17 protein-coding genes are annotated in these 24,957 nt (G+C 69.7%); 5 read left to right on the forward strand and 12 right to left on the reverse strand.

Annotation, left to right across the window (positions count from 1 at the left end; genetic code table 11):
- Positions 1 to 25: 25 nt before the first annotated feature.
- Both nikR and B146_RS0101055 read left to right on the forward strand, forming a co-directional pair.
- The gene (gene nikR, locus B146_RS0101050; protein WP_019994549.1) at positions 26 to 487 is read left to right on the forward strand and encodes a nickel-responsive transcriptional regulator NikR; all 462 of its coding nucleotides are present in this window, start codon (positions 26 to 28) and stop codon (positions 485 to 487) included.
- 103 nt (positions 488 to 590) lie between these two features.
- A complete protein-coding gene (locus tag B146_RS0101055) occupies positions 591 to 1,409 on the forward strand; it encodes an alpha/beta fold hydrolase (protein ID WP_019994550.1) in 819 nt (272 codons plus the stop codon).
- A gap of 263 nt (positions 1,410 to 1,672) precedes the next feature.
- Here B146_RS0101055 and B146_RS0101060 read toward each other — a convergent pair whose 3' ends face one another.
- Positions 1,673 to 2,296 carry an NUDIX domain-containing protein gene (locus B146_RS0101060; protein ID WP_040408154.1) on the reverse strand — a complete coding sequence of 208 codons (624 nt, stop codon included), beginning with the start codon at positions 2,294 to 2,296 and terminating at the stop codon, positions 1,673 to 1,675.
- 123 nt (positions 2,297 to 2,419) lie between these two features.
- Here B146_RS0101060 and B146_RS0101065 point away from each other — a divergent pair, with 123 nt between their 5' ends.
- Together B146_RS0101065 and B146_RS28185 are read left to right on the forward strand one after the other, a co-directional pair.
- Positions 2,420 to 3,175: a DeoR/GlpR family DNA-binding transcription regulator gene (locus B146_RS0101065; protein WP_019994552.1), complete on the forward strand. Its 756-nt coding sequence runs from the start codon at positions 2,420 to 2,422 to the stop codon at positions 3,173 to 3,175.
- 248 nt (positions 3,176 to 3,423) lie between these two features.
- Positions 3,424 to 3,567, forward strand: coding sequence for a DUF1127 domain-containing protein (locus tag B146_RS28185; RefSeq protein ID WP_019994553.1), 144 nt, complete (start codon positions 3,424 to 3,426; stop codon positions 3,565 to 3,567).
- A 373-nt stretch (positions 3,568 to 3,940) separates the two neighbouring features.
- On the opposite strand, the gene B146_RS24635 is transcribed toward B146_RS28185, so the two are convergent.
- The 6 genes from B146_RS24635 to B146_RS0101100 form a co-directional block, all read right to left on the reverse strand.
- Entirely contained in the window at positions 3,941 to 4,258 is a 318-nt protein-coding gene (locus B146_RS24635) for a formate dehydrogenase subunit delta (RefSeq protein ID WP_019994554.1), read from the reverse strand.
- Positions 4,255 to 7,128 (reverse strand): formate dehydrogenase subunit alpha, encoded by a 2,874-nt coding sequence (gene fdhF, locus B146_RS0101080; protein ID WP_019994555.1) that lies wholly within the window; start codon positions 7,126 to 7,128, stop codon positions 4,255 to 4,257. Before fdhF ends, B146_RS24635 begins: the two co-directional genes overlap by 4 nt.
- 13 nt (positions 7,129 to 7,141) lie before the next feature.
- On the reverse strand, positions 7,142 to 8,719 hold the full coding sequence (locus B146_RS0101085) for a formate dehydrogenase beta subunit (RefSeq protein WP_019994556.1): 1,578 nt from the start codon (positions 8,717 to 8,719) through the stop codon (positions 7,142 to 7,144).
- Complete coding sequence (locus B146_RS0101090) at positions 8,716 to 9,201, reverse strand: formate dehydrogenase subunit gamma (protein WP_019994557.1); 486 nt, start codon at positions 9,199 to 9,201, stop codon at positions 8,716 to 8,718. The genes B146_RS0101085 and B146_RS0101090 overlap by 4 nt, the downstream gene beginning before the upstream one ends.
- A 62-nt stretch (positions 9,202 to 9,263) precedes the next feature.
- Positions 9,264 to 10,925, reverse strand: a complete 1,662-nt coding sequence (locus B146_RS0101095; protein WP_026358222.1) for an OFA family MFS transporter — start codon at positions 10,923 to 10,925, stop codon at positions 9,264 to 9,266.
- A gap of 126 nt (positions 10,926 to 11,051) precedes the next feature.
- The gene (locus tag B146_RS0101100; protein ID WP_019994559.1) at positions 11,052 to 11,978 is read right to left on the reverse strand and encodes a LysR family transcriptional regulator; all 927 of its coding nucleotides are present in this window, start codon (positions 11,976 to 11,978) and stop codon (positions 11,052 to 11,054) included.
- A gap of 518 nt (positions 11,979 to 12,496) precedes the next feature.
- Between B146_RS0101100 and B146_RS27475 the strand changes: the two genes are divergently transcribed.
- Positions 12,497 to 14,572: a HAMP domain-containing methyl-accepting chemotaxis protein gene (locus tag B146_RS27475; protein ID WP_019994561.1), complete on the forward strand. Its 2,076-nt coding sequence runs from the start codon at positions 12,497 to 12,499 to the stop codon at positions 14,570 to 14,572.
- Positions 14,573 to 15,123: 551 nt separating this feature from the next.
- On the opposite strand, the gene B146_RS24645 is transcribed toward B146_RS27475, so the two are convergent.
- From B146_RS24645 to bcsN, 5 genes are all read right to left on the reverse strand, one after another.
- The gene (locus B146_RS24645; RefSeq protein WP_019994562.1) at positions 15,124 to 17,745 is read right to left on the reverse strand and encodes a hypothetical protein; all 2,622 of its coding nucleotides are present in this window, start codon (positions 17,743 to 17,745) and stop codon (positions 15,124 to 15,126) included.
- Positions 17,733 to 18,779 (reverse strand): glycosyl hydrolase family 8, encoded by a 1,047-nt coding sequence (locus B146_RS0101120; RefSeq protein WP_019994563.1) that lies wholly within the window; start codon positions 18,777 to 18,779, stop codon positions 17,733 to 17,735. The genes B146_RS24645 and B146_RS0101120 overlap by 13 nt, the downstream gene beginning before the upstream one ends.
- Complete coding sequence (locus tag B146_RS0101125; protein WP_019994564.1) at positions 18,779 to 21,466, reverse strand: cellulose biosynthesis cyclic di-GMP-binding regulatory protein BcsB; 2,688 nt, start codon at positions 21,464 to 21,466, stop codon at positions 18,779 to 18,781. Before B146_RS0101125 ends, B146_RS0101120 begins: the two co-directional genes overlap by 1 nt.
- Positions 21,466 to 23,655 (reverse strand): UDP-forming cellulose synthase catalytic subunit, encoded by a 2,190-nt coding sequence (bcsA, locus tag B146_RS0101130; RefSeq protein WP_051091480.1) that lies wholly within the window; start codon positions 23,653 to 23,655, stop codon positions 21,466 to 21,468. The genes B146_RS0101125 and bcsA overlap by 1 nt, the downstream gene beginning before the upstream one ends.
- A 179-nt stretch (positions 23,656 to 23,834) precedes the next feature.
- Entirely contained in the window at positions 23,835 to 24,953 is a 1,119-nt protein-coding gene (gene bcsN, locus B146_RS24650) for a cellulose biosynthesis protein BcsN (RefSeq protein WP_244498142.1), read from the reverse strand.
- Positions 24,954 to 24,957 lie beyond the last annotated feature (4 nt).

Here is a 24,957-nt window from a genome sequence, read left to right on the forward strand (position 1 = left end):
TCGCGCCGCAACACGGGATGACGACGTGCAGAGAATCACGATCACCGTCGATGACGAGCTGATGGCCGAGCTGGATCGCATGATCGAGGCGGGCGGCTATCCCAACCGATCCGAGGCGATCCGGGACCTGACGCGCCTCGGCCTGCGCGACGCGGCGGCGGCGGCCGGCGAGATTCGGGACTGCGTCGGCGTCCTCAGCTATGTCTACGATCACGAGGCGCGCGATCTCGCCCGTCGCCTGACGACCTCGCACCACCACCATCACGACATATCCGTCGCCTCGCTGCATGTGCATCTCGACGCCGACCAATGCCTGGAGATCAGCGTCTTGAAGGGCCGCTCGGACGAGCTGCGCGAGTTCGCCGACACGATCGTCTCGCAGCGCGCCGTGTCCTATGGCGAGCTGAAGATCGTGCCGCAGCCCCGCCACACCCACGCCCACACCCACGCCGCCCATGGCGAGGCGGACGGGCATGACGAGGCCTGAGCGAAAGCCGATCGACGACGGGAGCCGGAGGGCGACGGTTTAATTCTGGAACATGCGGCGGCTCATGCGGTTGGGGGCAGACCCAAGCAAAAGGAAGCGACGCATGGCCACTATCGAATCCAAGGACGGCACGCAGATCCACGTCAAGGACATGGGCCAGGGCCGGCCGGTCGTCCTGATCCATGGCTGGCCGCTCACCGGCGACATGTTCGAGTACCAGACCCTCGCCCTTCTCGAGGCCGGCTTTCGCGTCGTCACCTATGACCGGCGCGGCTTCGGCCAGTCCGGCCACCCCGCCAGCGGCTACGATTACGACACGTTCGCCGACGATCTCGCCGCCGTTCTGGACGGGCTCGACCTCAAGGATGCGGCGCTCGTCGGCTTTTCCATGGGCGGCGGCGAGATCGCCCGCTATCTCGGCCGCCACGGCGCGGCGCGCATCTCCAAGGCCGTGCTCGTGTCCTCGGTCGCCGGCTATCTCCTGAAGGACGACAGCAATCCGGACGGCGTCGACGCCAGCGTCTTCGAGGACATGAAGGCGCAGATCCGCAAGGACCGCTTCGCCTTCCTCCAGAGCTTCGCGAAAAGCTTCTACGGCGTCGGCGTCCTGTCGCGGCCGGTCAGCCAGGGCGTTCTCGACTGGAGCTTCGTGCTCGGCGTCATGGCGAGCCCGCTCGCCACGATCCGCTGCGTCGACGCCTTCGGCAAGACCGACTTCCGCCCCGACTTCCGCGCCTTCACCATTCCGACGCTGGTGATCCACGGCACGGGCGACGACACGGTCCCGATCGGCCCGACCGGCCACGCCGCCGCCAAGGCGATCCCCGGCGCCAAGCTGATCGAATACGAGGGCGAGCCGCACGGCCTCTTCGCCACGGTGCCCGACCGCCTAAACGAGGACCTCCTCGCCTTCCTGCGCTGACCTCGCGGCTTTCGGGAGGGGGCGCCCCGCCCCTTCCCTTCGGCCTACGCCCCGTCCACCCCGCCTGAGAGCCGGGGACGAAACCTCCGGGCGGAGGATGGTCGAGAGATTTTCGCCCCTAGGCGATGAGCGAAGCGCAGTCGATGCGAGGTCGGCATCGGCGAGCATTCGCGACGGTCCGGAGGACGGGCGAGACACGTGGCTCGCCCTCGGACGGCGAAAAGATCCGACCAGCCGACCCCCGCGAGGTTTTGGTCCCGGTTCTAAGCCGCCTGCCGGGCGGCCGGCCCCGCCTCGCCCGCCGATGCGGGAAACAGGTGGAGCGCGGCATATTGCAGGAGCATGATCGTCTTGCCGTCGCGGATCGCGCCGGATGCGACCATGGCGAGCGCCTCGTCGATGCTAAGTTCCAGAACCGCGATATCCTCGCCCTCGGCTTCCAGACCGCCGCCGGCTGCGCTCCGGTCGCCCGGCTCGTAGGCGCCGACGAAGAAATGCAGCCGCTCCGTCACCGAGCCGGGGCTCATGAAGGCGTCGAAGACGGGCCGGACCTCGCGCACGCGAAACCCCGTTTCCTCCTCGGTTTCCGCGCGGATGCGCGCTTCCGGCTCGGCCCGGTCGAGAAGCCCGGCGGGCGCCTCGATCAGGAGGTCGTCATGCCCGTTGACGAAGGCGGGATAGCGGAACTGCCGGACGAGGATCACGGTGCGCCGGGCGAGATCGTAAAGGAGGATCACCGCCCCGTTGCCCCGGTCGTAGGTCTCGCGCGACTGCTGCTGCCAGCTGCCGTCGGCGCGCTGGAAGGACAGCCGCGTCTTCTTCAGAAGGAACCAGTCGTCGGACAGGACGGTGACGTCCTCGACGCGAATGCGATGGGCGATGCTCACGAGACCCTCTTTCGTCGAACCCGCGCGGATCCCTTGTCCCGACGCGGCGATGGGCGTAAGCATTCGTGCAGCCTCGTGCAGAGTCAAGAAATTTCGTGCAACACAGGGATCGGGGGAGGGATCATGCTGACCAGCGAGCGCAAGGCGCGAATCCTCGACCTTTTGCGGCGGGACGGGCGACTGGTGGCCAAGGCCTTCAGCCAGGAACTGGGCCTGTCCGAGGACACGATCCGCCGCGATCTGCGCGAGCTGGCCGGCGAAGGCCTGCTCCAACGCGTTCATGGCGGCGCCCTGCCCGCTTCGCCCGCCGTCGCGGATTTCAAGGCGCGCGAGGAAACCGGCTCGGCGGCCAAGATGGCTCTCGCCCGCGCGAGCGCCCGGCTGATCCGCCCGGGGCAGATCGTGTTTCTCGATGGCGGCACGACCAATGTCCATCTCGCCCGCCATCTGCCGGATGATCTCAGCGCCACGATCGTCACGCACAGCCCGAGCGTCGCCGTGGAGCTTGCCCGGCATCCCCTGGTGGAGGTGGAGCTGATCGGCGGGCGCCTGTTCAAGCATTCGGTGGTCGCGATGGGCGCGGCGAGCGCCGAGGCGATCTCGCGCATTCGCCTGGACAGCTACGTCATGGGCGTCACCGGCCTTCACGCCGACACGGGCGCGACCACGGGCGACGGCGAGGAAGCGGCGATCAAGCGCCTGATCGCGCGTCAGGCCGCGGAAACCATCGTGCTCGCGACGCGCGAGAAGCTCGGCGCCGCCTCGCCCTATCGCATCCTGCCGCTCGCCGAGATCGCGACGCTGGTGGTCGAACCGGGCCTGCCGGCCGATCAGTTGGCGCCTTTGCGCGCAGCGGGGATCGACCTGATCGAAGCCTGAGGGATCGGGCGATGCGTGGGGCCGCGAGTGCCCGAACCCTCCATGGTCACGCGCCCTCCGCATCGCTTCGCACCCATGCGATCATCGCATGGCTCGACTGCAAAACTTCGATATCCGTCCAGCGCAAGGCTCCTCTTCGAGCTTTGCGCTACTCCCGAATGCGCGGGGCGCGTAGGTTCTGCCCATCGGAAGAACAAAGAAACACCGGCCACCACCGATGAGAGGCCGGGATCGAAAAGGAAAACCCCATGTCCCTCGCTCGCTCCTTCAGCAACTGGCGCCAGTATCGCAACACGGCTGCCGAACTGAACCGCCTGTCGCAGCGCGAACTCTCCGACCTCGGCATCTCGCGCGCCGACATCCCGGCCATCGCCCGCCAGTCGGTCCGCTAACAGTTTCACCCTTTCGCCTTCGCCGGTCCTCCCCCGGCCGAGGCGTTCAAGCCGAACGGTTCCTCCCACCGCCGGCTTACCCCTGACGCCCTTGCCGGTCCTCCCCCGGCAGGGGCGTTTTTCGTTGGGGACGGTCGAGCTGCTCAGGTCCTCGCCGTCCTCACGACGGCCGGGACCCGGCCAGCCGGTCGGCGAGGCGCCGGAGACCATCGCTTTTCGTTGGGCGACCTGTGAACCCGCTCGGGAATTGGGCGGGCTGGTCGAAGAATTCGTCGCGTGGCCTCGGCGCCGAACCCGACGACTCGCCCGCGCGCAGGACCGGTTGGGGGCGAGGGACGATCTTTCGGCCGTCCATCGCCCGCCTTTGCCGCTCTCAGCCCGCGTCCGAGCCCCGCTCCGTGCCGACCGAGATGCCGCCGGCCGCTTGGAGCCGCTTGCGCGCGGCTTTCGGCGGGCGGGCGCGCAGGGATTCCAGCCCTTCCTTTGCCAGGGGGCGCAGGCCTTCGCCGCCCGCGTCGAGATGGTGGAAGATCATCTCGCGCATGCGCGGCGTCCAGAAGGCCGCGACATGGTCGGCGATCCCCAACACGCCCGGTTCATGCGCCTGGCTCTCGAAGAACTGCGAGACCTGATTGACCATGATGACGAGGCGCTCGGCCTCGCCGCCATGCGTTCCCTCCGCGCCGCTCATTCGGCGGGCTCCGCCTGCGCCACGCGGCGCGAGGTTTCCGCGAAGGAGTTGTAGCGCTCCTGCCAGTCCGTCGGGCCGTTGGAGGGCGAGACCTGCACAGCCGTCACCTTGTATTCCGGGCAGTTGGTGGCCCAGTCCGAGTAGTCCGTCGTCACGACGTTCGCCTGCGTCAGGGGGTGGTGGAAGGTCGTATAGACGACGCCCGGCGCCACGCGATCGGTGATCTTCGCGCGCAGCGTCGTGTCGCCGGCCCGGCTCGCCACCTTGACGAAGGCGCCCTCGCGGATGCCCCGCTCCTCCGCGTCATGCGGGTGGATTTCGAGGAGGTCCTCCTCGTGCCACATCACGTTCTCGGTGCGCCGGGTCTGCGCGCCGACATTGTACTGCGACAGGATGCGGCCCGTGGTGAGGAGCAGCGGGAAGCGCGGGCCGACCTTCTCGTCCGTCGGCACATATTCGGTGACGACGAAGAGACCCTTGCCGCGCACGAAGCCTTCCATGTGCATCAGGGGCGTGCCGAGCGGGGCCTTCTCGTTCACCGGCCATTGCAGCGATTCCGCCTCCAGCCGTTCGTAGGAGACGCCGGCAAAGGTCGGGGTGAGCGCCGCGATCTCGTCCATGATCTCGGACGGGTGGCTGTAATTCATGGGGAAGCCGAGGGCGTTGGCGAGCAACTGGGTGATTTCCCAGTCGGCATAGCCGTTCTTCGGCTTCATCACGCGGCGCACGCGCTGGATGCGACGCTCGGCATTGGTGAAGGTGCCGTCCTTTTCGAGGAAGGTCGAGCCCGGCAGGAAGACATGGGCGTGGACGGCGGTCTCGTTCAGGAACAGGTCCTGCACCACGACGCATTCCATCGCAGCCAAGCCGGCCGTGACATGGCGCGTGTTGGGGTCGGACTGGAGGATGTCCTCGCCCTGGATGTAGATGCCCTTGAACTCGCCCTCGACGGCGGCGTCCAGCATGTTGGGAATGCGCATGCCCGGCTCGTCGTCGAGTTCGACGCCCCACATGGTCTCGAACAGGGCGCGCGCCGTGTCGTCCGACACGTGGCGATAGCCCGACAATTCGTGCGGGAAGGAGCCCATGTCGCAGGCGCCCTGCACGTTGTTCTGGCCGCGCAAGGGGTTCACGCCGGCGCCGCGCTTGCCGATATTGCCGGTGGCCATGGCGAGGTTGGCGATCGCCATGACGGTGGTCGAGCCCTGAGAGTGCTCCGTGACGCCGAGACCGTAATAGATCGCGGCGCGCCCGCCGGTGGCGTAGAGCCTTGCGGCGGCGCGAAGGTCGTCCGCCGGCACGCGCGTCATCGGCTCCGTGGCTTCCGGCGAGCGCGAGGCGTCGGAGACGAACTCGGCCCAGGCCTGGAAGGCTTCGAGGTCGCAGCGCTCGCGCACGTAGGCCTCGTCGATCAGCCCTTCCGTCACGATCACATGCGCCATGGCCGTGAGCACCGCGACATTGGTGCCGGGGCGCAGCGGCAGGTGGTGCGCGGCCTCGACATGGGGCGTCTTCACGAGGTCGATGCGGCGGGGGTCGATGACGATGAGGTCCGCCCCTTCGCGCAGGCGCTTCTTCATGCGGCTGGCGAAGACCGGGTGCCCGTCCGTCGGATTGGCGCCGATCACGAGGATGACGTCGGCTTCCTCGACGGAATCGAAGTCCTGCGTGCCGGCCGAGGTGCCGAGCGTCGTCTTCAGGCCATAGCCCGTCGGCGAGTGGCAGACGCGCGCGCAGGTGTCGACATTGTTGTTGCCGAACCCGGCGCGGATCAGCTTCTGGACGAGAAAGGTCTCCTCGTTCGTGCAGCGCGACGAGGTGATGCCGCCGACGGAATTGCGCCCGTATTTGCCCTGGATGCGCTTGAACTCGGAGGCCGTGTGGGCGATCGCCTCCTCCCACGAGACCTCGCGCCAGGGCTCGGACGTGGAGGCGCGGATCATCGGCGAGGTGATGCGCTCGCGGTGGTTGGCATAGCCATAGGCGAAGCGGCCCTTGACACAGGAATGGCCGTGGTTCGCCTTGCCGTCCTTCCACGGCACCATGCGCACCAGCTCTTCGCCGCGCATCTCGGCCTTGAAGGAGCAGCCGACGCCGCAATAGGCGCAGGTCGTGACCTTGGAATGCTCCGGCACGCCCATGGCGACGACAGACTTCTCCATCAGCGTCGCCGTCGGGCAGGCCTGCACGCAGGCGCCGCAGGAGACGCATTCGGAGGAGAAGAAATCCTGCCCCTGGCTCGGGCTGACGCGGCTGTCGAATCCTCTGCCGGCGATCGTCAGCGCGAAGGTGCCCTGCACCTCCTCGCAGGCCCGCACGCAGCGCGAGCACACGATGCACTTGGAGGGGTCGTACTGGAAATAGGGGTTGGAGAGGTCCTTCTCCATGAAGAGCGGGTTCGGGGCACCGTGCTCATGGGGGTGGACATGGTTCTCGCCATGCTGGCCGTAGCGCACCTCGCGAAGGCCCACTTCCCCGGCCGTGTCCTGAAGTTCGCAGTCGCCATTGGCCGAGCAGGTCAGGCAGTCCAGCGGGTGGTCGGAGATGTAGAGCTCCATGACGCCCCGGCGCAGCTTCGCCAGCCGGTCGGTCTGCGTCTTCACCACCATGCCTTCCGCCACCAGCGTCGTGCAGGAGGCCGGCGTGCCGCGCATGCCCTCGACCTCGACGAGGCACATGCGGCAGGAGCCGAAGGGCTCGAGGCTATCGGTCGCGCAGAGCTTCGGGATCTTGGTGCCCATCTCGGCGGCCGCGCGCATCAAGCTCGTGCCGAGGGGAACGGAGATCGTCTCCCCGTCGATGGTGAGGGTCACGTTTTTGTCGGCGTGACGGGCGGGCGTGCCGTAATCGGTTTCGGGAACGAGAGACATGGGGACGTCCTCCTTATTCCGCCGCCTGGAGACCGGCCGGCAAGCGGCGGGCATCGAGGTCGAAATCTTCCGGGAAATGGGTCATGGCGCTGGTCACGGGATAGGGCGTGAAGCCGCCGAGCGCGCAGAGCGAGCCGAACTTCATCGTGTCGCAGAGATCGGCGAGCAGCGTGAGTTCGGCGCCGACCGGCTGGCGCGCCTCGCGTTTGGCGAGGATGCGGTCCACCGTCTCGACGCCGCGCACGGCGCCGATGCGGCAGGGCGTGCACTTGCCGCAGCTTTCCGCCGCGCAGAACTCCATGGCGAAGCGGGCCATGTGGGCCATGTCGACCGTGTCGTCGAAGACGGTGATGCCGCCATGGCCGATCAGGCCGTCGCGCTTGGCGAATTCCTCGTAGTCGAAGGGCGTGTCGAAGAGCGAGGGGGGAAAGTAGGCGCCGAGCGGGCCGCCGACCTGCACGGCCCGCACCGGACGGCCGGACGCCGTGCCACCGCCGATCTCGTTGACCAGCTCTCCGAGCGTGATGCCGAAGGGCACCTCGACGAGGCCGCCATACTTCACGTTGCCGGCGAGCTGCACCGGCATGGTGCCGCGCGAGCGCCCCAAGCCGAGCCGCTCGTAGGCTTCCGGTCCCTCAGAGAAGATCGCGGGGACGGCGGCGAGCGACAGGACGTTGTTGACCACCGTCGGCATGCCGAACAGGCCCTGAAGCGCGGGAAGCGGCGGCTTGGCGCGCACGATGCCGCGCTTGCCCTCGATGGAATTGAGGAGCGAGGTCTCCTCGCCGCAGACATAAGCGCCCGCGCCGACGCGCACCTCCATGTCGAAACCGAGCCCGGAGCCGCCGACCGACGCACCGAGCCACCCGGCGCGGCGCGCGCCGAGAATGGCCTCTTCCATCGCCTCGATCGCGTGGGGGTATTCGGAGCGGATATAGATGTAGCCGTAGGTCGCCCCGACCGAGATTCCGGCGATGGCCATGCCCTCGACCAGCCGGAACGGATCGCCTTCCATGGTCATCCGGTCCGCGAACGTGCCGGAATCGCCCTCGTCGGCGTTGCAGACCACGTATTTCTGATCGGCCACGGCGCGGCGCACCGTGTCCCATTTGATGCCGGTCGGGAAGCCCGCGCCGCCGCGACCGCGCAGGCCCGAGGCCGCCACCGTCTTGACGCGCGCCTCGGCATCCATCCCGAGCGCGGCTTTCAGGCCGCGCCAGCCGCCATGGGCGGCGTAATCGCTTTCCGAGCGCGGATCGACCACGCCGCAGAGCGCCATGGTGGAGCGGGTCTGGCGCGCCAGGAACGGATGTTCCTCCGGCCGCCCGATGCAGAGCGGATGCGCGCCGCCTTCCAGAAAGCCGGTGGCGAGAAGCGAGGCGACGTCGCCCGTCGCGACGGGGCCGTAGGCGATGCGCCCCTCCGGCGTTTCGACCTCGACCAGCGGCTCCAGCCAGTGCATGCCGCGCGAGCCGGTGCGCACGATCTCGATGGCCTGACCGGATGCGGCCAAGGCGGCGGCGACCTCGTCGGCCCCGACGGCGACGGCGGCCGCGTCGCGCGGCACGAAGATGCGGATGGGCGTGCTCATCGGATCGCCTCCTCGATGATGGTGGTGAGCCGGTCTTCCGACAGGCGGCCGTGGAGCTTGCCGTCCACCATGGCGGCGGGGGCGACGGAGCAGAGGCCGAGGCAATAGACCGGCTCCAGCGTCGCCGCGCCGTCGCCCGTCGTGCCGTCCATGGGCACGCCGAGAAGCCGCTCGGCGGCGGCCTGCAGCTTGCGCCCGCCCGCCGCCTGACAGGCCTCGGCGGCGCAGATCTTGACGACGGTGCGACCCGCCGGCTGGCGGCGGAAGTCGTGATAGAAGGTCAGAACGCCGTGCACGTCGGCGCGCGAGAGGTTCAGCGCCTCGGCGATCACGGGCACGGTGGCGTCGTCCACCATGCCGAACTCGGCCTGGACGTCGTGAAGGATCGGCAGGAGCGCGCCCGCCCGGTTCTTGTGGGCGGCGATGATCTCATCGAGCCGTTCGCGGTCGAAGGGTGCGGAGCGCCGTGCGGAATCGAGCATGTGGGTCTCCCGAAAGGATCAGGGGCCGGCGCGGGTGGAGCCGCGCCGGCCGGGACTTGGCTCTAGAAGAGGGCTGTCGCCTTCATGAGCGTGATGTAGACGCCCCAGAGGAGCGGCAGGCCGACCGCGAGCCAGGCGATCACGGCCGGGCCGCTGACGCCGCCGCGTCCGATGCCGTAGTCGCCGCCGACGGGCATCGCGGTGGCGCCGACGGTGGCGAGCTTCGGCTTGGCCGCGCCCTTGGCCTCCTGGCGCATCTGCCACTTCTCCGCCACCGGCCGCACCAGGAGGTTGGCCACGAAGCCGACCGCCAGCAGCGCCGCCATGGTGAAGAAGATCGGCTGATAGACGGCTTCGCGCGGCACGCCGGACGCGATCTGCGCGTCGCGGATATTGCCGGTGATGAGACCGCCGAAGATGCCGGCCAGCGACCATGCGGTGAGCAGGCGACCATGGATGGCGCCGACGAACTTGGTGCCGAACACGTCGGCCAGATAGGCCGGCACGGTGGCGAAGCCGCCGCCATACATGGAGGCGATCACGCAGAAGGACGCGACGAAGACGAAGAGAAGGCTGCTCGACGCCGCGAAGGGGATCAGCACGGCGTAGAGCGCGATGCCAAGCGCCAGGATCACCGCATACATGGTCTTGCGGCCGAGCTTGTCGGAGAAGGACGCCCAGAAGAAGCGCCCGCCGATGTTGAACAGCGAGACGAGGCCGACGAAACCGGCACCGACCGCTGCGGCTGCCGTGCGCTGCTCGGGCGTGAAGTTCAGGAAGGCGACGCCGTCCGCGCCGATCAGGCGGCCGCCGAAGATTTCCTGCAGCATGGGCGAGGCGACGCCGATCAGGCCGATCGAAGCCGTCACGTTGATGAGGAGCACGGTCCAGATCAGCCAGAACTGGGGCGTCTTGTGCGCGTCCTTCAGATGCACGTCGCCGGTGGCGATCATGCGGTTGCCGGTCGCAGCGGGCGGCGTCCAGCCGGCGGGGCGCCAGTTCTCGGGCGGCACGCGGTAGCCGAGCGCGCCAGCCACCATGAAGACGAAATAGCCGGCGGCAAGAACCAGGAAGGTCTGCCAGACGCCGACGCCTTCCGCATTCGCGAAATGGCGCATCAGGATGTCGGCCAGGGGCGAGCCGATCATCGCGCCGCCGCCGAAGCCCATGATCGCCATGCCGGTCGCCATGCCGCGCCGATCGGGAAACCACTTGATCAGGGTCGAGACCGGCGAGATGTAGCCGAGCCCGAGGCCGATGCCGCCGATAAGGCCGGAGCCCAGCCACATCAGCCAGAGCTGGTGAACGTAGATGCCGAGGGCCGAGATCACCATGCCGCCGCACCAGCACACGGCCGCGACGAGACCGGCCTTGCGCGGACCCGCCCGCTCCAGCCAGCCGCCCCAGATGGCGGCGGCGGCGCCGAGCACCACGAAGAACAGCGTGTACATCCAGAGGAGGTCCGACACGCGCCAGTCGCACGTCGTCGTGAACAGGGCGGTGGCGAGGGTCATGCCCTCGCAGGCGACGGCCTGGCTGACGCCGAGGGCGCGCGACAGGGGCAGCCAGAACACCGAGAAGCCGTAGGCCATGCCGATGCACAAGTGAATGGCGAGCGCGCAGGGCGGGATCAGCCAGCGGTTGAAGCCGGCTTTGGCGACCGTGTTCTCACGGTCGAGAAACCCCACGCCCGGTGGTCGCGCTGCGTCGGCGGCTGAACTCATCGATCTCTCCCCCAAATGGCGACGAGGCTTCGACCCTCCGGTCGTGCCCCTCTTATCCGGGGAAGGTCGAGGCAAAATTAGAACGAGTCAAACATAGGCGGATCAATCGCTGATAGGACTTATCTATCAAAGCGCCGTTTCGGGCTGTCGCAGCGGTTCGATGCGACGGCGGAATTCGGCCGAGCGGACCGAGGCGAGCACGGCGCGCGTCAGCGCGGACATCGGATGGCGATCGAGCACCACGAGGCCCACGGCCTGCGGCGGCGACGGATCGTCGAAGGGAAGAACCAGGATCGCGGGGTCGCGCTCGGCGCTGCGGGCGTGGGGATGGGGCAGGATCGAGGACAGGCCGCCGAGCCTGACCATGGAGAGAAGCGCGGTGTAGGAATTGGCGGTCGCGCGCGGGCGCACCTGTGCGCCGACGCGCGCCATCTGGGCATCGAGAATGCGCCGGTTCTGCATGTCGCGGGTCAGGAGGCAGAGCGGCACGGCGGCCGCTTCCGTCCAGGACACGGAGCTGCGGTCCTTGAACGGCCCGTCGGCGGGCGTGGCGAGGAGGTAGCGCTCCTCGTAGAAGGTCCAGCTGATGACCCCCGAAAGCGGCTCGTTCTCTAGATAGGTGATGCCGCCGTCGATATCGTGCGCATGGAGCGCGCGCTCGATCTCGCGCGAGGTCATGGAGAGGATCACCGGCTGCAATTCGGGATGGTCGAGCGCCAGAACCGGCGGCAGGACGCCGGCGGCCGGCATGGCGGCGGGGATGACGCCGAGCCGCAGCCGCCCGGTCAAGGCGAGGCCGGGGCGCCCGGCGGCGTTCAGAAGCCCGTCCCAGTCGTGCAGCACCTGCTGCGCCCAGGGCAGCGCCCCCTCGCCTTCCGCCGTCAGCCCGACGAAGCGCCGGTCGCGGCGCACGAGCTCGACGCCGAGCGAGGTTTCGAGCGAGGCGATGCCGGCCGACAGCGTCGGCTGCGACACGCCGCAGCTTTCGGCGGCGCGCCGGAAATGGCCGACCCGCGCCAGCGTCACGAAATACTGGAGATGGCGAATCTGCATCGGGGCTCCGCTTGGCGCATGGAGCCGAGGCTAGAGCCTGGGACGCCCCGGCGACAAGCGCCGCAACCTCGCAGGGCGCATTCGACGCGTCATGCCGCAAGCTGCGGCGAGCCGGCGGGTTTCGATCGGCTCGACCAGAACGGCGCCGACCTGCTCCTCGCGCATCGGCCTGGCCTAGAAATGGCCCTCGATCGGCGGGCAGCCGATGCCCTGGAGGAAACCGGGCGTCGGGCTCGGCCAGCGGGCGAGGAAGATTTCGACTTCGAAAACCGCCGCTCGCAAGGCCCGCTCGATCGAGCCCGTTTCCTCAGGACGCCCGGACGAGTCGAGCCGGACGGCTCCAACTCTCCGGAAAACGACCTGCCGCTCGGGGATTGGGTGAAAAACGTCAAAGTCCATATTGGGTTAGGTTCAGTAAAATGGCCGTAAGCTTAATGTAAATTAAAGCTGTACGCCTAAGAATTTGGCCAACCGCAATCTCGTCGCCCCATAAGGTGCGGCTCCACCGGAGTGGGTTCATGCGCCTCAGCGTCAAGCTGAAATTGGGAGCAAGTTTCGGAGCAATCCTGATCCTGACGGGAGCGGCCGGCTATTTCGGCGTGTCGTCGTTGTCGCGCACCAACGAGATGTTCCGCGATTTCGCCGAAGGTCCGTTCCGTCAGGTCGACGAAAGCGGCGACATCAAGAATGCGCTGAACGTGGTCCGACGCGATATCCTGGCCTCCGTCGAGTCCAACGATCCCGAAACGCTGCGCAAGCTCGCCTCCGAATACGAGCGGAACTGGCAGTCCATCCAGACCAATCTCGCCGAGATCATGAGCGGCATGACGACCGAAGAACGGCAGTCCTTCGCCGATCTGGAGCCGATGCTCGCCGAACTGAGAACCGTGTCGGACGCGACCCTGGCAGCCGGGCAGCAAGCCAATGTCGCGGCGACCGAAAATGGCATCAGGACGACGGAGGAGCCGGTTGCCGCGCTGGTGACGGCGCTGAGGGCGCTGCAGGACGGCTTGAAGACGACGCGGCTCGACACGCTCGCGGCGCGCGAGGCGATCCAGCGCGTCATGACCTCGATCCTCGACGCGCGCCTGCAGATGGCGCGCGCGCTGGCCCTGTCCGACGATGCCGTGATCGCCAAGGCCAGCGACCGGCTGACTGCGCTCGATGCCGAGATTCGCGGCGATCTCACGTCGCTGGGAACGAGCCTGCCCCTGCTCGCCCCCCAGATCGGCGCGCTCCAGACCGCCTGGGGCCAGACCTTCCAGCAGATGCGCGCGGCGGCCGATATCGGCGTCGCCAACTGGATGGCGCGGGCGCATGTCCTCATCGAAACCCAGCAGCGCCCGAAGGCCGAGGCTGCCGCCCAGCGTTTCGAGGCCCTCGGCAACGAGGCCGCGCGATCGGCCGCAACCTATCTTTCGAACTCGTCGCAGGCCTTCGAGACGACGCGCCTGACGCTGATCGCGCTGGTCAGCGGCGCCGTGGTGCTTGGCGGCTGCGCAGCGGCCTGGATCGCGCTTTCCATCGCGCGCCGGCTGAACGTCGCCGTGCGGCTCGCCAACGCGATCGGCGAGGGCGACCTGACGCAACGCGTGCGGGCCGGACAATCGGACGAGATCGACGACCTTCTGGGCGCGATGAACGCCATGAGCGACAAGCTGTCGGACTATGCTCAGGTCGTCACCGCCTCCTCCGGCAAGGTCGCGGCCGGATCGACCCAATCGGCCGCGACGGCCGAGCGGCTTTCGGCGGGTTCGAGCGAGCAGGCGGCGGCGTCCGAGCAGGCCTCGGCGGCGATCGAAGAAATGAGCGCCAATGTGCGCCAGAATGCCGACAATGCCACGACCACCGAAAAGATCGCCGTGCAGGCCGCCGCGAGCGCGGAAAAGTCCGGCACCGCCGTCACGGCCTCCGTCGAGGCCATGCGCACCATCGCGGAGAAAATCCGCATCGTTCAGGAAATCGCGCGCCAGACCGATCTTCTGGCGCTGAACGCCGCGATCGAAGCCGCGCGCGCCGGCCAGCACGGCAAGGGTTTCGCCGTCGTGGCCTCGGAAGTGCGCAAGCTCGCCGAGCGCAGCCAGGCGGCGGCGAGCGAGATCGGCACCTTGTCCACGCAGTCGCTTCTCACCTCGGAAGAAGCCGGCCAGATGCTGAACGCGCTTCTGCCCGACATTCAGAAGACGGCCGAACTCGTCTCGGAAATCTCGGCCGCCTGCCGCGAGCAGTCGATCGGGATCGAGCAGATCAACCAGGCGATCGGCCAGCTCGATCAGGTGACGCAGTCCAATGCCGGCGCGGCCGGCGAGATGGCCGCGACGGCGGACGAGCTTTCGGCCGAGGTGCGCCGCCTTCAGGACGGCACGCGCTTCTTCCGAACCGGCGCCGCGACCCCGGCGGTGGTACCCGTGCCCGCCCCCAAGGCCGCCGCGCCGAAGGCGGCGGCCGCCGAAGACGTGCGCGCCCTTCAGGCCAAGGCGCAGAGCTTCCAGCCCGCGCCCCGCCCCGCGCGGGACAGCGCCACGCCGGAGAAGGCGCCCGTCCGGGGTCTCGATCTCGACCTCGACGCCGACTTCGAGAAGATGAGCGCCTGAGGCGTCCGACACCGCAGCAATGATCGGGGCCATGCCGAAAGCATGGCCCTTTTTCGTGGAGGGCTGGCCGGTCGAGCCCGCTGCCCTCGCAACGACATCCGGCGCGCGGTCGCGCTCGGCGGAAAGGGAGGCGCGCGGCTTCGGCGGACCGTCCCGAGCGGGCCGAGCGAGGGACAGGAGCGGAATGCGTGCAACCCTCCCCCTCCCCTGTCGTCCCGACGCTTCGAGCCCTCGCGATCCTTTCGATAAACCCGCTCCATCGCCCCTCTCGGCCACGGGTCCGCCGACGCGGCGCCAGCGCCGAGCGCGAGGGAAAGGCAACGCGTGCCGGGCCATGCTCCGGCCATGCCGCGAAGGATCGCGCGCTTCGCTTCGAGCCCAGGTCGAGCGGCACCCGGCAAAGGGTCGGCGAGGGTTTTTCGTCGCGTTCGAGGTGTCAAACGCAACCGACGCCGACAAAGCATCGGCAACGATGATCACGGCGAGAGGGCCCGTCGAGCCGTCTCCGGCGGGCGGTTCGGACGGTCATCAATGCCCGCGAAGAGCGGTTCTCAGCCGCCGTTCGGATATTGGCCGAGCGCCTGGCGCACGGCTTCGAGGCCGCGCGCGCCCTCGCGGTTGCCGGTGCGCGAGACGGCGGAGAACACGCGCTCGGCATCGCCGAAGCGGCGCAGTTCCAGATAGGCGTAGCCGCGCAGCACCATGAGATCGAGCCGCTCGGGCGCAAGGCGCGCGCGCTCGTCCAGCGCCTGGAGCGTTTCCACCGGACGGCGCGCTTCATAGGCACTGGTCGCCCGCGCGCTCAGAATGGCGACGTCGAGTTCAGTGCGGCGGCGGGCCGGCTGCGGCGCGCGGCTGGCCGCCACGGCGGCACGGTCGGACACGCCGATGCGCAGATAGGCGAGGCTTTCGCCATAGGCGGCGTCCTGGCGCGTCTGGCCTTCGCCGCGCCGGGCGGCGCTTTCGAAATAGGCCGCCGCTTCCAGCGAGCGGTCGAGATCGAGAAGACACCAGCCCTGCGCCATCGCCGCGTCGGGCGCGAGCGTTCCGGGGTCGCGGCCCGTCTGGGCGCAGCGACCGGCACGGCCTCGCGCGGCAGGGGCGGCTGAGGCGACCGGCGCGGCGGATGCGACGGTCGCGGCTGGCTCGGCGGCGCGGCGAACCGGCGCGCGCACGCGCTGGACGGGCTCGGCCTCGACAGGCGCGACCATCGCCATCGCCGGCGCGGCCTCGCTCGGCGCCATGGTCTGCACCGGCAAGGGCGCGGCGAGCGAGGGCGCGGCGGCATAGGCGGTGGCGGCAGGTGCGGGCGACGAGGCAACCGAAGGCGCCACCATCATCGGCGCCGTGCCCATGGGCATCATGTTGGAGGGCGTGCCCATCTGCATCGTGCCGGGGGGCATCGGACTCGGAGCCGCCGTGCCGGCGGGCGTAGCCATGCCCGCGACCATCGGCGCGGTGCCGGCGACCAGCGCGGGCGGCGGGCCGCCGCTGCGCTCGCGCGCGGCCTGGGCGGCGGCGACCTCGGCCTGATCCGGGCGACCGATCGCGGCGATGCGCGGCGAGCGCCCGCCCCACTGGCGCTGAAGCGCGGCGAGCCCGGCGCGGTCGCCGACGCGCTGGCGCACGAGGGCGAGCCCATAGGCCGATTGTTCGTCCGAAGGCTTCCAGCCGAGCGCCGTTTCGAACCATTGCGCGGCGGTCGGAAACTGGTTCAGCGCATAGGCGTACCAGCCGAGCTGCTGCGCGCTCGCCGCATCGCGCGCCGCGCCGACCGCCGGCACGATGCGGGCGAGAACGGCGGGGTCCACCGGCTGGCCGCTGAGCGAAGCCAAGAGATTGGCGGCGGCGGCGAGATACACGGCCCGCGCCCCGTCGGACTTGTCCCGCCAGGGGGCCATCGCCTCCTCGGCCTCGCCGTAGCGGCCGAGCGGGATCAGCGACAGGGCGTAGCCCTGCGAAATGCTCTGCGAGTCTTCCTTGGCGCGGGCGCGCCCGAAGAGATCGAGCGCATCGGCCAGATCGCCCCGGCGGAGCGAATACCAGCCCAGAAGCTCCAGATCGGAGGGCTTGCCGTTCGGCCCGGCGAGCGCGCGCATCGTCTCGAGGTCCGAGGGCAGGACGGTGACGCCGGCATCGTTGGCGGCGGCGGCGAAGCTGCGGCGGGCGAGATCGTCGCGCACGGCCTGGAACTCGCCGACGCCCTGCGGGGTCTTGCGCTCGGTCGCCAGAAGCGGGTCGAGATCGGCGCGCGGCAGGAACTGGCTCGCCATCTGGATCGTGGCGAGGCGCTCGCCCGTGTTGTCGCAATTGGTCAGAATATAGAGATAGGCGTCGCGCCCGCGCTCCGGCCGGTCGGTGCCGACGAAGGCGCGCGCGAGGCGCCAGAGCACGTCGACGTCGGAGCAGGTCAGAAGGCTCGGATTGTCCGTGGCGAGACGCACCACCGTGTCGAATTGCTGAAGGTTCGACGCGTTGACGAGGCGCGCGCGGGATTCGGCGAGGTCGAGGCGTGTCAGAAGATCCTGCGGCGGCTGCCAGCCCGCTTCGCTTTCCTGCCGCGCGGCGATCGCCTCGCGCGCTTCGGCATAGCGCCCTTCGGAATAGAGCTTCCAGATGCGGTCGAGCTCGGGGTCGCCCACCGGCTGCACGTCGAGCGGATTCTCCGGCGGGCGCCAGTTCGGGTAGAGGGCGCGAAGGCGCGCGATCTCGGCCTCCACGCGGCGCATGTCGCCCTGCTGGGCGAAATAGCGCAGCGCCGTCAGGTCGATCTCGGGCTGCGCGGCGGCGTCGGCGCTGGCGGCCGAGGCGGAGGCCGCCGGCGCGCTGCCTTGCGTGCGCGGCGCGGGGGCGGCACCGGAGGATGTCGAAGCCGGCGAAGACGCGCCCGACGCACCCGTCGCCCCGGGAGCCTGCGCCGTCAGAAACGGGACGGGAGCGGGTTTCGGCGGAGCGGGCGCGGACGGGCCGGGAAGGCTAGGCGCCATGTCCGCCACGCGCTGGGGCTCGCGCGCGATTTTGTGCGGGCCGTGGGCGACGGGCTGCGAGGCCGCCGGCGCATGGGCGGCGAACAAAGCCGGCCAGTTCGGCGGGAAGCCGCTCTGCGACCCCTGGATGAGCAGGGCAAAGCTGGCCGCGGCGCCCAGAGCCGCCGTGGTCTTCAACGCAAACATTCCGGTCGCTGTTCGGTGAGAAACGCCATAACCAGAAGATGCAGCGTGGATGGATAATAAAGTGTTGACGCATAGGCGCGCAGCGGTTCGGGAACGGGCGTCCGGTCGAGCACGCATTGGACCGCCGCCGGCAGAATCCGGTAGCCGGGGTCGGTCAGGCTCGCCACCGTCGCGCCGGTCTTGAGGTCCACCAGCCGCACCGCGCCGTCCGGCCCGGTCATGCCGGTGACGAAAGGCCGCAGCAGTCCCTCGCCGGTTTCCCCGGCGCGCAGGAGATAAAGCGGAATGCGCAGGGCGTTGTAGCCGAATTCCGGCGCGAAGCCGTCCGCCGGCTTCGGGCGGCGGGCCACCGACAGCCATTCCGGCGGCAGGCTGCCGCCCTCCAGAACCGTGGCGAGAAGCGCGCGGCCGCCCGCATCGAGGCCCGACCAGTCGTAGGACGGGGCGAGGCGCGCCAGAACCGGCAGCGCCTCGTAGACCCAGTAGGACAGATTGACCACCGGGCCGTCCGGCCGGTCCTCGCGCCCATAGCCCGCCGCGCCCGGCCGCAGGAGAACCTGCCCCTCGCTTTCGAACAGGAGCCGGCTGCCGATCGCCTCGGCGATCGTGCGAGCGGCCTGCGTCAGATCGTCCCGGCCCCAGGCCTCGCCGGCCCGGCCGAGCGCATAGGCGATCAGGATGTCGCCATCCGAGGCGTCGTTGAGATCGGTGACATGGGGCGTCTCGCCGGGCGACCAGCGCCAGGCGGCGAGCCCGTCGTCGCGCAGGAGAAGCTCGGTGCGCGTGAAACTCCAGATCCGGTCGAAATTGGCGGGATCGTCGGCGAGCACCGCCAGAAGCAGGCCATAGCCCTGCCCCTCGCTGTGGCTGATGCCGCCATTGCCGGTGTCGATGATGCGCCCCGAGGCGTCGAGAAAGCTGGCGCGGTAGCTCTCCCAGGCGGCGGGCGGCACGAGCGGCGCGGCGGCGCCGGCGCTCGCGAAAGGCAGCGTGGCGGCGAGAACGAGACCCGGCAGGACATGCGTCAGCGCCATCACTTCTGCCCCAGCGAGCGAACGAAGACCGTCGTGGACAGGCCGAGCAAGAGGGCCACGAGCACGATCAGGGTGGCATAGGCGAGGACGTTTTCCGACAACCAATTGGCCACGATCAGGCGCAGGTTGGCGAGCGAGAAGGGCTGCGAGGGCAGGAAGCTCGCTTCGCCCACGCGCTCCACCACGAAGCGCCCGGTGCTGCCGTCGACCGTGGTGGCATGGCCGGCGAGCTGCACCCAGTTCGCCTCGCCGGCGATGTCGGCGACGCCGCGCCGCAGCGCCTCGGTGGTCGGCGCGGAGACCACGGTCCAGACATAGCCGGGGGTCGGGGATTCGCCCTGCCCGATAAGAAGCGTCGCGTCCGGGCCGGGCGCGAGCGGCTCGGTGCTGCCGGGCAGGAAGCGCAGCCCGTCCTGCTCGATGTCGAAGGTCGAGCGCATCCAGTCGCCGATCGGCTGGAGAACCGAGCGCCAGCCACTGTCCTCGCCGAACTGCTCGCGCCAGCGCTCCAGCGAGAGCGTCGCGGGCTGGTCGGGCGCGGGGGCCTGACCGCCCCAGAGCGCGGCGCTCGCGGGGTCGATATTGGCCTTGGCGAGAACGGCGGGCGGCAGTTGGCGCGGCGTGCCGATGAAGATCGCGTTGCCGTTTCTGGGCTGGCCCTGCACGCTGCCGAGATCGATCGGAAAGGGCCGGCCGGCGGCGAAGGTCAGGCGCGACAGGAAGGTCGCGGCCGTATCCAGCTCGGCGATGCGGTCGTCCCCCAGAACCAGCGTCACCGGCTCCTCGGCGCGGTTATAGGGAAAGCCGACGCCCTGCATGGCGGCGAGATCGGGCACGCGGGCAATGCGCGCATAGGTCGGAATCTCGATCCGCGACGTGTCGAACAGGGCAAAGCGCACCGGCCCCCCCGCCGTCGCGCCCGGGGCGCAGACCTCGTCGGCCTCGGTCTGGAGATTGGCCTCGATCGCGATCGTGTTGGCGCCGGGGCGCAGGTGCCGCATCGTGACCTTCAGCGGGAAGGCGTCGAGAATGCCCCGGCCCCCGCCGCCGATCGGCAGCGTGGTGGCGATGTTGCCGTTGACATAGACATTGATCTCGCTGCCCGGCCGGATGTCCGCGCTATAGGCCGCGTCGAGGCGCAAGAGCGCCTCGCCATAGGCTTCGGCGAAGAAGTCGCCGGGAACCGCCACGGCGAATTCGGTGCGGAAGCGCCGGCCGGAAAATTCCTGCGAGGGCACGCCGAGATCGCGGAACGTGACCGTTCCGCCCTCGCGCACCAGCGGCGCGTCGGGCGTGCGCAGCGCGGGGTTGGCGATCGCTGGGCGCGGCGTCAGATCGCTGCCGCCCGCAAAGGCCACGATGCGCTCGGCCCCGGCCATGACGTCCTGCCAGTTGGGCCCGGTGACGACGAGGCGCGGGCGCCCCTCCGGCCCGGGCAGGAAGGCGAGCGTCGTGCCCGCCCCGGCGGAGGCCGGCAGGTCGGGCACGAGCGGCGCAAGCGCGGCGGCCGGTCCGAAGGCGACGTCCAGAACGCCCGGCTCGGCGGGGGGCGCGGTCCCTTGCACGATCTCGACGCGCTGGTTCGGCATGGCCGTCAGGAGCGACAGGCCCTGCGTCAGGCGCAGAAGCGGCTCGGCGGCGTCCGGCGCGTCGCCGTCGGGCGCGAGCACACGAAGCCGCGTCTGCCCGCTCGCGTCGAGCCCCGTGGCGCGCAGGTCGTCGAGCCGGCGCGGGCCGAAGGCGGCGGGCGTGCCGGAAAATTCGAGGACGCTGCGGGCCGAATCGATCTCGGTCCACAGGTCGAAGGTGGAGCGGATCGTGCAGTCCGTGCGGTGGCGCAGGTCGCTTTCCACGGTGATCGTGTTGAGACCCGGCCGCAGGAGCCCCTCGGGCACGCGCACGGCGAGTTCGCGCACCGTGGAGGGCGAGGCGACGGGCTCCTCGATCAGCCTCGTGTCGTTGATGAAAACGCGCAGATGCGAGGCTTCGGGCGCGACGAAAATGGCGTTCTGATAGGCGATCCGCAGCGTCGCCGGCGCGTTCGCCTCCTCGCGCGTGAGCGGGATCGACCAGCGCCGCCGGTCGATCTCGCCCGACAGGGACAGTTCCGGCCCGGCGATCAGATGGCGCTTCCAATTGCCGGCATCCGTGGCGGCGGGCCGGGCCGACGCGCCGGAAGGCGCGCGCTGGGACGCGCTTGGGGGGGCGCTCTGGGGCGCGGCAGTGGCGGCAGCGGGCGCGGCGGGGGATGGCGTGGCCGCTGGCGGAGCGGCGAGCGCGGGCGTCTGGCGCACCGCCGGCGCGGGCTGGGGCGATGGGGCGGCCCCGGCCTGGAAGGGCGGCGGTGGCGCGGTGCGAGCGGCGGGCGCGGCGGAAGGCGCGGCAGAGGGCGTGGGCGAGGCCGCGCTCGGGGCTTCGGCCGGTGCCGGGTTCGCGGAGGACGGCGGCGCGCCGGCATCAAGCCGGCTGGCCGGCGGGTTCCCTGCCGGTGCGGTGATGGCGGGCGCGCTCGCGGGGGGCGCGCTCGAAGGGGCCCCGGTCGAAGGGGACGCCGTGCCGCGCTCCGGGCTCATGTCGAAGGGCGCGGGCTGCTGCGCAGAAGCAGCGGACACGAGCGCGACCGTGCTCAGCGAAGCCAGAAGCGCGAGCGCGCGAGGAAGCGCGCGCAGGGACGGACGGACGGTCATCAATGCGCCTCCTTCGCCGGGCGGCCGGGTTCGGGCCGCCGCCCTGTTCCCCGGACGAGATAACCAAGGCCCCGGAACGTCTGGTAGAAGCAGACCGCGAAGAACCAGAGCGAGCCCATGAACAGGCCGGGATTGCGGCGGCGGCGGCGCTGGAAGAGCTGCCACTGGCCGGAATCGGCGAAGATGAGGTCGGCGACCAGCCGGTGGTGATGGGCGCCCTGCGTGACGAAGGCGCAACCGAGCACGGTGGCGTCGCCCTCGCGCCGGATGCCCTTCACCTTGATCGGGATCGTGTCGCCACCAAGTTCCCGGTCCACCTTCAGGCGCAGCGTCGCCATCGCGTCGCGCCCGAGCCCGGCGGGCGGCGCGCCCGCGATGCGGATCGCCGCGCCGGACACCGACACGTCCTCGATGCCGCCCGCGACCACCGCCTCGCCGAAGGCGACCTCGCAGCGGCGCTTGAGCGAAATGCGCTGCGACAGGCTCGGCGTGCCGCGCTCCGACACGACGCCGAGCGCGCAGCCGGCGATCAGGAGGTTGAGGACGTTCCAGGCGCCGACCACCAGCGTCAGGTCGGCGCGATAGGGCTCGTTGACGACGCGCCAGGCGGTGACGCCGACGCCCACCAGAAGCACCGCGAAGATGACGTAGAAGGGAAAGCCGATCTCCGACACGCGACTCGCGACGATCGACTCGTCCTTGGCGGTGACGTTGAAGGTCGGCTTGCGCGGATGAAGAATGGTCGAGACCACCGCCGGCAGGAGATGGACGCTCTGGACGTATTCGTAGAGCTCGGAAATCCAGGGCCAGCGGAACGAGCCGTACATGTAGTTCTGCATCATCAGGTTCACGGCCATGTAGGTGAGCGTGTAGGCCACGAACTCGCCCGAGGACGCCGTGAAGATCTGCAGGTCGAGGAAGAGGTAGAAGAGCGGCGCGATGAGGAACATCAGGCGCGGAAACGGAAACAGCCAGAACAGCGTCGAGGACATGTAGCAAAGGCGCTGCGGAAACGAGAGGCCGCGCTTCAGGAGCGGGAAGCGGAAGAACAGGATCTGCATCATGCCCTGCGCCCAGCGCGAGCGCTGCCCGATGAAGGAGGCGAAGGTGGCGGGCTGGAGCCCCGCGATCAACGGCTTGTCGACATAAAGGCTGTTCCAGCCTCGGCTGTGCAGCTCCACCGCCGTCTCGCAATCCTCGGTGATGGAAATCCCGGAGAAGCCGCCCGTCTCGTTCAGCGCCTCGCGCCGCAGCAGCGCCGCCGAGCCGCAGAAGAAGGCGGCGTTCCACTTGTCGAGCCCGCGCTGGATGATGCCGTAGAACATCTCGTTCTCGGAGGGCATCTTGGCGAAGGTCTGGAGATTGCGCTCCAGCGGATCGGGGTTGAGGAAGAAATGCGGCGTCTGCACCAGGAACAGGCGCGGGTCGTCCTCGAAATAGCCGACCGTTTCCACGAGGAAGTCGCGCGCCGGGGCGTGGTCGGCGTCGAACACGGCGATCAGCTCGCCGGTGGAATGGGCCATGCCGTTGTTGAGATTGCCGGCCTTGGCCTGAAGGTTGCGCGCGCGGGTGAGATAGCGCGCGCCGAGTTCCTCGCAGAGCCGGTTCAGCTCGTGGAAGCGCTGCTCGGCGGCCTGCGCGCTCGCCACGTCGTCGGACTGGCGCTTCTGGTCCGTGCCGCCGTCGTCCAGCAGCCAGACCGTGAAGCGGTCGCGCGGATAGTTCAGCGACAGCGCGGCGGCGATCGTGTTGGCGAGGAGCTTGGGCGGCTCGTTGTAGGTGGGAATGAAGATGTCGACATGCGGCGGCTCGCGCCCCGCATCCAGCCCGCGCGTCGGCCGCGAGGGCACGGGCTGCGCCACCACGAAGAGGCTGAGCGCCAGCATGAAGACGCTGTACATCTCGGCGATGTAGAGAAGAATGCCGGGAATGAAGTTCTCGAGCTGGTTCACCGGCGGCAGCGTCGAAGTGGTGCGCCAGTAGACGTAGCGCAGGACGATGGACGTGCCGAGCGCCAGGGCCACGAGACGCCAGACGCCGCCGAGATCCAGAACCTTCAGCACCACCATGACGCCGAGCACGAAAAGAACGGCGAAGAGTTGGGCCTGGAGGCTGACCGGCAGGGTGATCACCACGATCGCCAGCGCGGCGGTGACGATCCAGATCAGCGTCATTCCAAGTCTGAGCATTGCACGCAACCCGTCTCTTTCAGGAGACGTGGTTGGCGCGGCACGCCCTCCCGGAGGTCAGGCTGTGCAGCGGGCCCTCGTCTCGGACCGACCGGACGCGAGAGCATCGCGCACGATCGTAAGGATAGAACACGTTTCTCAAGTCTGTTTCACGTGAAACACTACCCAGGGTTAACGCCTCAGCAGCCGGACGTCGACATCAAGCGCCCATCCGCGCAGACGGCGGGCGGTGCGACAGGAGGACGCGTGGCGGCCGGGAGGGTTCCGGCGACGGGAGCCGTGAGTGCCCCGGCAGCGGTGGCAGCGGGAATTCCGGGTGATGCGGCCGACGCGGGCGCGGCTGCGGGCAGGCCGGCGGACGCGGGGAAAGCCGAGGCGGCGGCGGGCGGCGGCGGCACGAGTGGCCCGACCGGGGCGGGAAGCGGCTGGATGACCTGCGGCGGCGGCGCGGCGACCCGCTCGACGCGCGGCGCGGCCGGGCGGGCGCGACGCGGCCGGGGCGGCGCGGCAACCGGCTCCGGCGGGGCGGGCGGCGTGTAGCCGATCGGCGGGCCGGCCGGGGCGACGGGATAGATCGGCGCGCCGGTCTCGCCGAGCGACGCGTCCGGTCCCGGCGGCGCGCCATAGGGCACCCAGGAGAAGTGGTTCAGGAAGGCGTTGATCCCCAGCCCGTACATGACCGACAGGAGCTGCGCTTCGCTGGCGCCCGCCTCGCACAGGCGCAGGCGCAGATTGATGATGCCGCGCGGGCGCAGGATCAGCGTGGCGTCGTCCGTCCCGCTCATGCGCTGCCAGGCGTAGAGGCAGGCCGTCGCGCCGCTGCGCCCGGTGGCGTAGCCGAACGGCCCGTAGCGGTTCTGAACGTAGAGCGGCGAGCGCACCATCGCGACGCCGGGAAATTCCTGCCGCAATTCGCGGCCGATCTCGGTGCGAGCGAGCGAGCGCTCCGACAGGGCGGTGCGGCCGGAGGTGGACTCGTCCACCGGCCCGATGAACTGCACGCGCATCATGTTGGAGGAGGACACGAAGCCGCCGCCCGACAGGACGATCTCCTGCTCGACGCCGTTGTTGTAGCGCCGCTCCAGGACGCCGAGGATGGACGGGCCGCCCGCGCCGGGCATCACGAAGGCCTCGCGCGGGGACACGTCGCGCACCGCCGAGAAGCGGTCGATCTCGCCGCGCGTGGCGCAGCCCGCCAGAAGCGCGAGAGCCAGACCCGCACCGATCCGCGCCGTCGTCGCGCGGCGCGACTTGCGATGCGCCCGTCCGGTGGCGGCTTTGCCCTGGCGCGCCTTCATCTCC

Origin of the sequence: Aureimonas ureilytica DSM 18598 = NBRC 106430 (genome assembly GCF_000382705.1) — a bacterium.
Taxonomy (GTDB): domain Bacteria; phylum Pseudomonadota; class Alphaproteobacteria; order Rhizobiales; family Rhizobiaceae; genus Aureimonas; species Aureimonas ureilytica.